Here is a 12673-nt window from a genome sequence, read left to right on the forward strand (position 1 = left end):
TTTATTTTGATTGCAGGTCTGTGGAAAGGGAATAGGGAAAGTCTGCTTCTTTAACACCTTTTTGTTTATTGGGTGCGCTGCTCATCGAAAAATCGAGCTTTGCGCCTTTCATCAAATCAAAATGGCTGACCCAGTTCCTGGTATAATTGGCGCCGTTGAATTTCAGCGCAGAAACATAGCGGTTATTTTTGCTGTTATTGTTTGCAGTAATCACTACCTGCTTCCCGTTCTCAAGCGTAACGGTAATTTTATCAAGCAGCGGTGAGCCTAATATATATTGGTCGGTACCGGGACAGACAGGGTAGAAGCCCATGGCTGAAAATACAAACCAGGCCGAAGTTTGCCCGTTGTCTTCATCTCCGCAATAGCCATCGGGCGTGGCAAGGTACAATTTGTCCATCACCTCTCTTGCCCAATACTGGGTTTTCCAGGGCTCGCCGGCGTAGTTGTACAGGTATATCATGTGCTGGATGGGCTGGTTGCCGTGGGCATATTGCCCCATGTTCATAATCTGCATTTCCCTTATCTCGTGTATCACGCCCCCGTAATAAGAGTCGTCAAAAGTCGGCGGCATAATGAATACGGAATCGAGCATTTGTACAAAATCTTTTTTGCCACCCATTAACTGCATCAGGCCGTTAATATCATGAAAAACGCTCCAGGAGTAATGCCAGCTATTACCTTCGGTGAAGGCATCGCCCCATTTCTGCGGGTTAAAAGGCGACTGGAACATACCGTCCTTGTTTTTGCCGCGCATCAGTTTGTGTTCAGGATCGAATAGGTTTTTATAGTTCAGGCTTCTTTTTTTATAAATTTCGATTTCTTGCTTTGGCCTGTTCAGGGCTTTGGCTAACTGGTAAATAGTGAAATCGTCATACGCATACTCCAAAGTGCGGGCGGCATTTTCATTAATACCTACATCATAAGGCACATATCCCAGCTCGTTATAGTATTTTACACCTTTACGCCCTACTGCTGTTATGGGGCCCTCATTGTTGGCACCATGCTGCAATGCCTTATAAAGTGTTGCTATATCATAGCCTCTAATGCCTTTTATATAAGCATCAGCTACTACTGATGCGGAGTTGTTGCCTATCATAATATCAGCATAACCGGGGCTGCTCCACTCCGGCAAAAAGCCGCCTTCTTTATAAGCATTAATCAGGCCTTCCTGCATTTCTTTATTGATGGAAGGAAAAACAAAGTTCAGGAAAGGGTAAAGCGCGCGGAACGTATCCCAGAACCCTGTGCCGCCAAACATATACCCCGGTAACACTTCGCCGGTATAAGGGCTGTAATGCACAATCTTCCCGCTGGCATCTTTCTCGTACAGTTTGTTGGGGAAAAACACCATACGGTACAGGCAGGAATAAAAAGTGCGTAGCTGGTCAATGTTTTTGCTTTCCGCTTTTACCGCGCCGAGGGTTTTGTTCCAAATACTGCGGCCTGCCTGGGCTACCTGGTCAAAGCTGCGGTTGCCTATTTCTTTCAGGTTAATTTCCGCCTGCTCGGGGCTGATAAAGGAAGAGGCTACTTTAGCCTGCACTTTTCCGCCACGTTTGTTAATAGCAAAACTTACAATAGCGCCACTGTTTTTGTTTTCCAGCAGCTTTAGCGAGTTAGGGGTAATATCCTTTTCCACCCAGGTACCGGTACTTGTAAAAGGGTGGTCGAATTGGATGACAAAGTAGTTCTTAAAGTTATTTAACCGGCCACGTGCGTATTTGGTGGTGTAGCCGATTATCTTGTTTTGAGCGGGAATGATTTCAACATAAGATTCCTTATCAAAAGCATCAATTACAATAAAAGCGCTGTCTGTTTTTGGGAAGGTAAACCTGAAATAAGCTGCCCTTTCGGTAGGCGTTATTTCGGTAGTTACATCATGGTCGGCGAGGTACACACTGTAATAATAGGGCTTCGCTACTTCTGCTTTATGTGAAAACCAGCTTGCCCTTGCTTCCTGGTCGGCTACCGCTTTACCGGTAACCGGCATAATAGAGAACATTCCGTAATCGTTCATCCATGGGGAGGGCTGGTGGGTTTGCTTAAAGCCTCTTATTTTATTTGCTGCGTACTCGTACTGCCACCCGTTTCCGTTGGTTCCGGTCTGGGGTGTCCATAAGTTCATGCCCCAGGGCAGACCGATGGCCGGGTAAGTATTGCCATTGGAAAGGCTGACTTTGGAGTCGGTTCCCATTAAGGGGTTTACATAATCAACCGGTTCTATATGCTGCGGTGCTGGTACTTGTGCTGATGCCTGCCTGCCGAACAGGCAGGTGATACCTGTGAACAGGAGCATGGCTGCCTGCAGGGAAGTCATTTTAATCATTGCTGAAATCTGTTGCTTCATGATTAGCTAAAAGTAAGAGTTTTTCTTTCTGTTTACAGATAATGAATAATGAAGCGATTGTTAATGGAAGTTTAAGAGCAATTTGGTATTTCGGTTGTTAACTGCTTGTTACTAAAAAATTGTGAATAAAATCGAAAAATTCATATAATACCATTTAAACATTAAAACCTGTTTAATAAGCAAGGTCGTGATGAGCTTGCCGAACCCTGCCCGTTCCGTTCAGGCGGGCATGATTCATTTGAAAAAAAGTCCTTCGACAGGCTCCTTTAGACTTGTAATAAATTTACAGAGAAATTAAGTGAGGAGAAGGTGAAAGTGAACTAAGGCAGGCTCCGAGATTAGGCTCAAGTCCTGATTCAGACCTTCATCCCTCTTTGCATCAACCGTCTCATATAGAAATTCAGGACGACAATACCTTTTAAAGTCTAAATTGGTATTAAAATATTGCGAATAGTATTGCAGAAACTATAGTTCGCAAGGCGATGTCTTAACATCAGAGGATCCTATGGATTTTAATATTTATAGCATATAATTGACTACAGTTTAGGTTTTTCATAAGGCGTTAAATTGCCTTTGTCGCCAGCCGCTCCCGGATCAATGATGCGGATGTCTATTTCATTGACAATATTGCCTACGTTGGGCACGGCCACTACCCCGTTGTCGGTACTGCCACTACCGTCTGTGGAGGGATTAAATCCCCAGGGGTTGCGCATGGCAAACAGTGCCGTTGCATCGGTGGAAACATACAGGGAATAGGCATGACCAAATACGGACTTTTTCCCGCCAACGACAATGTCGTTCCTTGTCCAGCCGCCGGTTACGAACTTGCCGTTCGCCAGCGCCCATAAGGTTATCCGCTGTAGATTGGCAGGGTTCATTGCACTGGGGCGAACCGCAAAGCTATTGCCATTTCCGGTAAACATGGGTGTGGTGAACTCGCTGCCGATACCGCCTATGTCTTTGCCATCGTTATGGAGTTTAAATATGTAGTTGTACTTCATTACCGCCTTTTCGAGGATGGTCGCCCATGTGGCTACATTGCTGCCCTGCGCGCCACAGGCGGCCAGTTTACCGTTGGGTTCGGCAAGGAATAAGGAAGAAACGGCTACGTCTATCTTCTTCCCCTGCGGGTCGTACATGTGTACGATATAGGTATTGTTACCGTTGTCTGTGATCAATCCCTTCACAAAATCGGGCGCGGCATAGGCCATGCAGGCAAATGCCGCCAGCCCGCTGCAATCGCCTATAATGTGTTGGTTCACATGCACGGGGTCTGGTTTATTAGCTGAAGGTGCAGGATACAGGTTTACCATAAAGGTCTGCCAGTGTGTATTTGCTACGGAGGCCTGCACAGGTGGCTCGTTGCCTGCTGTCGCCAGCCACTCAATATCAGCAGCAGTGGGTGCCTTCAGGTTCTGATAGCGCACACCCATGGGCGTTTTGGAGGAGTAAGTGCTGGCGTAGGTCAATAGCATCAGGTCGGCAATGGAAGTGTCCCGCCAGTTACGCGTTACCGTGCCGCCTGTTACCGGCGGTTCGGGCTTGGGCGCCGGCTCCGGTGTGGTGTCGCTCTTAGAACAACTGTACCACAACGTAAGTGCGAGTAATGCACCGGCGCAAAGGCTTATCTGTTTCATTGTAAAAGAAATTGAATCTTTTAAAAAATACAATTAACAGGAATTTCCCATAACATTTCAATTCGATATTATGGGAAACCCTGTTGCTGCTAATAAAATTGCAATAATCTGAACTCCATACACTGGAACAAATTGCCGCTACCTGCTTTGGCTGTGATATTCCACCGGTAATACTTGTATGCAGTAGTATTGGAAGTATTGAACCGCCTGGTTTGCCTCCTGGTGTCAAAGGACTGATTCGCTTTGGTGTCAAAGACCGTCCAGGTGGTGCCATCGTTGCTCCCCGACATGGTCCAGTCCCGTGGATCCCGCTCCTGTGCATCATCGCCCGATGTGATGGTATAGCCGCCGACAATGGTTGGCTTAGGGAACTCCAACTGTGCGTACAAGGTGGGGGCGTAATTAAATGTCAGGAACTTTGTATTAACAAAATCGCCGTCCACTAACTTGTTGGAACCTTCTTTGGCATTGGGACCACCATCGTTGTCTATGTTTACGCTCAGCTTAGCTTGGGAAGTAATGTCTCTGGACCTTATCGTCAACTCATCTATCTTAAAATATGCCAGTGACAGGGAACTGTCAAATATACCGCCCGATACGCTCTTGAGACGTATAGGCATCAGGTAATGCTTACCTAGCTGTAGCTTTGTCCCTACAATAGTCAATGCCAGTGGTTCAGAACTGGTTGTTCCCGCTTTCAGCACCGTGCTAAGTCCGGATATTGTATAGGCATCCGTAGGCAACGGATAGTAGGTAATACCAGTATAGGCATTGTCTATATTGTACTGGTCAATCAGGCCGTTAGCCACCTCAAAGGTTGCCGTAACATCCTGTCCGAGGCTTTTAAAGCCACTGTATGCCACGCCGAAATAAGCCGTCTGTGAAGAGTCAATATAATAAAGAGAAAGATTTGCCCTGTCCTGATAGGCCTGAGGCATATAGATGCTACCCTCCTTCGGAGAATAGAGTTTGTCATTTTTGACACAACCCATAATCAGTGCGGAACAGGCTACTGCCACTACAAAAATCATTTTTTTACTGGCGGGGAGTATCCTTTCGTTTTTTATTTGGTTCATCCTATTGTATATTTTTTTAATTAATCATATGCTTGTGCTCAAAAACTACCAGCCGGGGTTTTGTACCAGCAATTTATCCCTCAGTAGCTCACTATAAGGTATTGGCCACAGGTAGTCCCTTTGCAGGAAGCGCCTGCGCTGTACCAGTGTGAGTTGATAGAACGCGTCTCCGCCGGCAAACATATTCATACCATAAACATCCTTTCCCATGGTTTGGGGCGCAATCTTCCAGCGGCGGATGTCAAAATAACGCACGTTTTCAAACGCCAGTTCTACCTGCCGTTCGTGCCATATAGCCTCGCGCATCTCAGCCTGGGTTGCCGGTACCGGCAGCTCGGCTGTGCCATACTGAGCCACACCTGCCCGCTCACGGATAATATTGAGGTATTTGAGGATGTCGGCATTGCCCGGATTGTATTCGTTCAAAGCCTCGGCATAGTCGAGATATATCATGGCTAAGCGCAGGTAGCAGTAGCCTATGGAGCCTCCATCAGCCTTTATAGCCTTGCGCAAAAGATAGCCTGTTGACGAAACATCGGTAGTACTTTGCCCCCTTCCTGAGTTGCCGGTTGGGGTAAAGTCTACTATAATATCGGAACTGCCACCCTGTTGCAGCCAGTAGCTGTTGTTGTAGGTTACACCCACATAGAAACGCGGCTCCCGGTTGATATACGGGTTGAACGTGCGGCGGGCAATTCTGTCGTACACCGACTTGAAATTGGAGAAACCGGAAGACTGGTAGCCTGAAAGCGGATCTGTGATAGGGCGGCCATTGGCCATGAAATAGGCATCCACCATAGACTGGTTGGCAGCGAGGAATCCACCGCCTTTATTGACAGTAGTGGGCGTGCCCACCAATTTAGGTGTTGCATCGTATCGTCTTGCGCCGATATCACTCTTAGCCCGCCCCCATATCCATTCCTTGTTCCACTCGTTCAGCACTACTTCATTACAGGCATTGTAAGCCCGTGTGAAGGGGTCTGCTCCGTTTGTGGAATAATACATATCATAAGTAGATGGTACAAACTCGTCTATAAAAGCCTTGGCGGCATCCGCTGCCTTTTTCCATTTGTTAACATCGTAGGTTTGTGGCATCAGTTGTGTGCCATCCGTGTTTTTCAGATTGGCATAATCGGCATTGCCATTAAAGAGCGGACTGGCGGCCAACAGTAGTACCTGTTGCTTAAATGCCTTGCACGCGCCGCTGGTAATACGGCCGTACTCTACGCCACGGCCCAGATTGAGGGGCTGATCGGCGGGCATCTGCGCGCTGGCAACAGACTGTATTTCATTGTAGGCCTGATCCAGCTCGCTGGTAATGTAGTTGACACAGGAGTCGAAAGGCGTGCGCGCATACAGCAGGGCATCGCCTGTGGCATTGGGGTCTATCTGCTCAGACAGGATGGGGATGGGCCCGTACAGGCGCAGCATAAAGAAATAAAAGATGGCCCGCAGCGCTCTTGCCTCTGCCTTGAAATGCCCCTTGAGATTGTCCGGCACTTCCTTGGGATTGGCGCGATCTATATTGGCGATAAAATCGGTGGCGGTGCGCACGGGCTTGTACCAGTTGTTCCAAAAGTTGCCACCAAAGTCCTGGTTCCAGGTACTTTGGTTGAGCAGATTGGCACCGGCGCCAAGCCCTCCGGCCGCAGCGCTGTGCCCCACCTGCGACCACCAGTTGGCTTCGTCAGAAGCCCCCGTATAGGGGCCGGAATAACGCCCTCCCCGCGTTTGCGAGTACTCGTCCGGCAGGTTGGTATATACCTGAGCCAGGTAGCCGTTTACGTTGTTGAGCGAGGAAAAAATGCTGTCTTTTACCAACATCCCTGTGGGCAGGTTGGACAGGTATTTTTTGCAGGAGCTGATGCCGACCAAACTGACGATTGCCAGGCAGGCGACAACCATACGGGATATCAATTTTATCTTCATTCTTTTATTTTTTGTATATGGCTGAGGAAGGGTGGCGCCGTCCAACCACCTGTTGTTCCTTAGTGAAAAAATATGTTTTATGCTTCGTTTCATGATGGTATCTTTTTTAGAAGTCATGGATTAAAAATTAGCGCGGATGCCTATGGAAAGCTGCCTTACGTTGGGGTAAGAATTGCCGTTACCTGTATTCAGCTCCGGATCCCATAGCTTGAAGGGGCTCCAGTACCAGAGGTTGATACCATCTAAATATACCTGCAAGTTCTTCATGCTCATATGATTCATCCACTTATGGTTTTTGAAATTGTAGCCCACATTCGCAGTTTTGAGGCGAACAAAACTGATGTCCCTCACCCACCAGGTGCTGGCTACGGCATTGTTGTTATTGGCAGGGCCGCCAAATCCAAGCCGGGGATAGAATGGGCGCTCCACGGGGTTTTCGGGTGTCCACCTGTCCGTTACCATGGCAAAAACATTGCCATCATCTGCGCCGAGCGAGCTGCCGCTAAAAGGCGAGCGCGCATTTCCGCTGATGGTGCGATATGACCCCAGGTTGCCCTGGAAGAAAGCACTTACGTAGAAATTGCCCAGGGTATAATTGAAACCGGCGCCAAATATCCACTTAGGCACATCGCCGTTGCTGATAACCGTTTGGTCATATTGGTTGATCGTACCATCGCCGTTCAGGTCTTTGTATTTGATGTCCCCGGGGCGAGGGTTGCCGCCAAGCGGCCGCTGGTCGGGGCTGTTGGCAATTTCGGCTTCGGATTGGAACAGCTTCTCTGCCACATAGCCCATTATCCGATTGGTATATTGCCCTATAGGGCTTTGGTAAGGGTCGGCAACCGGAGGTGAAGCGTTCTTCTGCAAGCTGTTAATACTATATGTAGCCGTACCGTTGAAGCCCAAGGTCATGTTGCGGCCAATGGTAAAGGGTGTCAGGGTTACCTGCGCGTCAAAACCGGAGGCCTTAACAATGCCCACATTACCCACGGGCTGGTACTGGAGGCCTGCAAATGCGGGAAAGTCCCCCCTGTCCAGAAACACCTTGGTACGGTACGAATACCAGTAATCAAGTACAAACTGTAGCTGGCCGTTCAGGGTATGGAAATCCCAGCCCCAGTCCTGGGTATGTGCTACGGCCCAGGTTACATCGGCGCCGTACTGGAGGATATTAACACCGTTGTACCCCTGCGAACCCGAACCCGAACCAAAGGTATAGCCATTAGCGCCGGTAGTAACCAATGTGGCATAGCCAAAGCGCTTGCCTGTACCGGGCGCACCTGACAGGCCGTTGGAATAGCGAAGCTTAAAGTATTGGAACACTTTAGATAATGGTTCAAAAAATGCTTCTTTGGACACTATCCATCCTATACCCGGCGCAGGAAACCAGCCAAAGCGCTTGCTGGGCACATAATCTTCCGACCCGTTGTAACCGAGGTTGAACTCAAACAGGTATTTGCCCTTGTAGGTATATGCGGCCTTGCCCGCATAGTTTTGCTGCCGCCTGGGTATATAGTCCAGCAGGTCGCCGTCGAAAGGGTCCATCGTGCTGCGCTGAAAATACACAAGCATACCGGTTACATTGTGGTCGCCAAAAGTCCTGTTGTAGGAAAGCGTTGCCTGAAAAGTGTTTTGCCGGTTACCCGAATTGCCCTGGCTAAACACCAGGTCGTCCGACCCTGTAATTTGTGGTGGACCAAAGTTGAGAGAGCCATCCGGATTATAGGGCGTTACCTGATTGACATACCATACGCTGCGGTTCAGGCGCCTGCCACTGGTGCTGGTGTTTTTGTTGTCGAAAGAGTACTGCGCATTGGCGCTAAGCCCCTTGACCCAAAAACCAAGATCCTGCTGAAGGACAGCTGTACTGTTGATCTGCGAGTTGTAGGTATTGCTGTAGCCGGACATAGCCACATCCGCCCAGGGGTTGGGCGATGATGAGTTGCCTCTTGCTACACCAGCTCTCAGGTTGCCCGGATAAAATGCCGGAGCCAGTACGGGGCTGGCATTCATAGAGTTGCTAAAGGCTGACCCTGCACCCGCGCCTGGCTCGTTAAACTCACTGATATAGCCCCCTATGGACAGGGAAAATCTGGTAGTCTTGGTCCATTTCATATCCACATTGGACGTGAAGTTGTAGCGCTGGAACAAGGTATTGGCATCGTATAATTTCTGATCAGGATCGGTCTTGATCATGGACGACTCGTTATAATAGGTAAGCGCCACATAATATTGTGTATTTTCCGTTCCTCCGGTGGAACTCACATTAGCTTTGCGGAAACGAGCGTTTTTCTTCAATACCTGATTGAACCAGTCCACATTAGGATAAACAAAATGGTCTGCCGTAACAGATTCGGTACTGTCAATATAAGCTTGTGAATAAGAAGGCGCAATGCCTGATGCAATCTGTGCTTCGTTTTTCAGCCGCATATAAGTGCCGGCATCCGCCATTTTGGGCATTTTAGTAAAATTGGTGAAGCCCTCAATATACTGCGCCATAATCTGAGATTTGCCGGGGCTGCCGCGCTTGGTGGTAATGAGTATAACACCATTGGCACCCTGGGAGCCATACATCGCCGTGGCGGAGGCATCTTTGAGTATGGAAAAGGATTGTATGTCCTCGGGGTCGTAGTTGTTAATGTCCCTGCCCTGCACACCATCAATAATAACCAAGGGGCCGGAGGGGTTGTTGCCAAAGGTTTGGATACCACGTATCCATATATCGGCGCTGTTGCTGCCGGGCAGGCCGGAGCGCTGCACACCTATTATGCCTGCGATGCGGCCGGCGAGCATGGTGTTGAGATTGGCAACTGGGTGCTGCAATTGAGCCACATCCACGCTGGAGATAGCGCCAACAACGCTGGACTGTGTCTGCCGCCGGCCAAAGCCCGTTACCACTACATCGTTAAGGCTGCCTACTACGGGAGTAAGCACCACATCGTAATTGAGCCGGTCGGTATGCTGCCAGATAAAGTCCTGATAGCCGATGTAGGAGGCCACCAGCGTATCGCGTTTGGCGGCATCAATAGAAAATGTACCGGAACCGCTTGACATGGTGGACTTGCCGGTGCTGAGGTTGGTGATGGTAGCCCCTGAGAGAATGCCGTTCAGATTGTCACGAACGCTACCTGTTAGCGTGACAGTTTGTTGGGAGAGGAGGGTTGAACTGTCAGCAGGCACTTGAGCACGAGTCTGAAAACTCAATACGCAAGCGCATACAAGAACACAAATAAAACACCAATGTTTTTTAAATTGCATGGAAAACTTTTTTGTAATGTGTAAAAAACCTATAAAGAATTGTTGACTTTCAGTGGCATCGCTGCGGCGATATATTGCCTACTTGTTGCTCTATGTTATTTTTATCATAAGGCTTTAGGTTTGGTCATTTAATAGTTCTAAATTATTTAAGGTTTCTATAACATATTAATAACAAAAGCCCAACAAATTGTTAACATAATTTAAACGTTGAGTATTTCTGTGTTACTATCAGTAGTTTTATGGCAGTTTATTGTTGTGCATGTTGTCTTCAATTTTCGGCATAAGGTTTATAGCTATAGCGAGCTTTGTGATACTGGCAGTTGTTCAGTATTTTTTAGTGTATAATACTTTTGAGCTGAAAAATGAACAGTTCTTTTTGAAAGAGGCTGCCCAGCTTAAGGAATCGTACAACAATGCCATCCGTAACGATAAAGTATTTCCGGGTGGCCAGGCTATTATAGACCGGTTCTTAAGCAGGAATATGGAGGAACTGGAACGGCTTTATACAACGGACACAAAAGCATTTGAGTGGTTTAGCCAAAAGGTAGTGGACAGCATAGCAACTACCCTGCGGACTGAAAGTAATATTGACAGCCTGATGGCTTCTATCATAAAGCAAAATAAACTGGATGAAGATATTGGATGGCTTTTAAAGGTTGAGCATATTAGTGTAACTTTTGATGGTAATAAATACATCACGCTTTACGACAAGTCGAAAATATATGAACATGTTGATAAGATGTTTAATGATAATGGATTGATTATAAGCGGATTGATAAGTGAAGGTAAGCTAATATCCGCCATTACCATCAGCATGCCCACGCCATATTCCAACCGTATCGGTTTTTCGCTGTATGCGGATACCCCGCACCGTATCCGGGCCGTGATTGCGAGCATGCTGCCCACCTTTTCACTTTCGCTGTTTTCTGTGCTTTCGCTGGCCACCATATTTTACATTACTTTCAGAAACTGGGCTAAACAAAAAAAGCTGGCCGAGATGAAATCGGATTTTGTAAACAGCATCAACCACGAGTTTCAAACGCCTTTGTCTACCATCATTGTGGCCAATAAAACGCTGGAAAAAGAGCAGGTGCAGGAAAACAAAGAGATGGTGGCTTCTCTTACCGGGGTGATAGGGCGGCAAACCAAGCGGCTCAACTGTCTTTTCAGTCAGGTGATAGATATTACCATGATGAACGAATCTACCCTGCAAAAAGAACCTGTGATAATGGAAGACCTGCTGCGTGAAATAGTGGACGACTACATGATACAGGCGGATAGCAGGGAAGTGGAGATTCGATTCAGTAATCCCGGTAGCTGGCATACGGTATGGCTCGACAAATTCTGGGTTACTACCATGATCATAAATATCATAGAGAATGGAATCAAATATAATAACAGCGCCATAAAGCGCATTGATATCAGCGCCACGGAGCAGGACAAAAAACTTACGGTGCATATTGTGGACAACGGCGTGGGCATACCCGAACAGGATTTTAAAAACATTTTTGACAAATTTTTCCGAGCTACCAGCGCCATTGATAATAAGGCCGTGAAAGGCCTGGGGCTGGGGCTATACTACACCCGTCAATGTATAGAAGCGCACCGCTGGCTGTTGAAGGTGAATACGGTTGAAAAGCAGGGCACGGATTTCAGTATTATTATCCCTCTGTGAGGTGCTTTAAGCCAGGTTAAATAAAAACTTTAAACGGATGAAACATAAAATTCTTTTTGTAGAAGACGAGGCCGACCTGGGCAATGTGGTGAAACAGTATCTTCATCTTATGAATTTTGAGGTAGACCTGAAAACCACGGCAGAAGAGGCTTTGGATGCTTTCGGGGCGAAGCATGACTACGACCTGCTAATTACCGATATACAATTGCCGGGAATGGATGGTTTTGAGTTTGCCGCAACCATTAAAAAAGTCGACAACAAAATTCCTTTCCTGTTCCTCACCGCCCGCAATGAAAAAAAAGACCGTATTGCCGGGCTAAAGCTGGGTGCGGACGATTATATAAATAAACCTTTTGATATAGATGAGCTGGTATTAAGAGCTACCAATATTATCAGGCGAAACAATAAAGATGGCGTTACTGGAGAGGATAGCACTCATAACAGTACCATCCACATGGGGGACATTATCTTCAAAAAAGATGTATTTAAAATTTCGGTGGGCGATACTGGCAAAAGTATTTCGCTTACCGTGCGCGAGGCCGGCCTGCTGGAGTATATGTATCAAAACAAAAACACCGTAATCAAACGGGAGGATATATTAATAAAGCTATGGGGCGAAAACGATTATTTTTTAGGGAGGAGCCTCGATGTATTCATCTCCAGACTTCGAAAGCTGCTGGCAGAGTCGGAAAAAGTAGAGATTGAGAACGTGTATGGCGTGGGGTTTATCTTTAGTGTAAAAAATTGA

Annotated in this window: 7 protein-coding genes; 2 read left to right on the forward strand and 5 right to left on the reverse strand. The window is 47.3% G+C overall.

Annotated elements, in window-relative coordinates:
* Window position 1 precedes the first annotated feature (1 nt).
* From ACYVBM_RS11425 to ACYVBM_RS11445, 5 genes are all read right to left on the reverse strand, one after another.
* Window positions 2-2350, reverse strand: coding sequence for a GH92 family glycosyl hydrolase (locus tag ACYVBM_RS11425; RefSeq protein WP_460685789.1), 2349 nt, complete (start codon window positions 2348-2350; stop codon window positions 2-4).
* A gap of 536 nt (window positions 2351-2886) precedes the next feature.
* Entirely contained in the window at window positions 2887-3987 is a 1101-nt protein-coding gene (locus ACYVBM_RS11430) for a C2 family cysteine protease (RefSeq protein WP_460685790.1), read from the reverse strand.
* Window positions 3988-4076: 89 nt separating this feature from the next.
* Window positions 4077-5063, reverse strand: coding sequence for a BT_3987 domain-containing protein (locus ACYVBM_RS11435; RefSeq protein WP_460685791.1), 987 nt, complete (start codon window positions 5061-5063; stop codon window positions 4077-4079).
* 45 nt (window positions 5064-5108) lie between these two features.
* Window positions 5109-7085, reverse strand: a complete 1977-nt coding sequence (locus tag ACYVBM_RS11440; RefSeq protein ID WP_460685792.1) for a RagB/SusD family nutrient uptake outer membrane protein — start codon at window positions 7083-7085, stop codon at window positions 5109-5111.
* Between the two features lie 27 nt (window positions 7086-7112).
* Window positions 7113-10172, reverse strand: a complete 3060-nt coding sequence (locus ACYVBM_RS11445) for a SusC/RagA family TonB-linked outer membrane protein (RefSeq protein ID WP_460685793.1) — start codon at window positions 10170-10172, stop codon at window positions 7113-7115.
* A 337-nt stretch (window positions 10173-10509) separates the two neighbouring features.
* Here ACYVBM_RS11445 and ACYVBM_RS11450 point away from each other — a divergent pair, with 337 nt between their 5' ends.
* Window positions 10510-11925 carry a sensor histidine kinase gene (locus tag ACYVBM_RS11450; RefSeq protein WP_460685794.1) on the forward strand — a complete coding sequence of 472 codons (1416 nt, stop codon included), beginning with the start codon at window positions 10510-10512 and terminating at the stop codon, window positions 11923-11925.
* A 37-nt stretch (window positions 11926-11962) separates the two neighbouring features.
* The gene (locus ACYVBM_RS11455) at window positions 11963-12673 is read left to right on the forward strand and encodes a response regulator transcription factor (protein WP_460685795.1); all 711 of its coding nucleotides are present in this window, start codon (window positions 11963-11965) and stop codon (window positions 12671-12673) included.

The sequence above is a fragment of the Niabella aquatica genome (genome assembly GCF_054779315.1).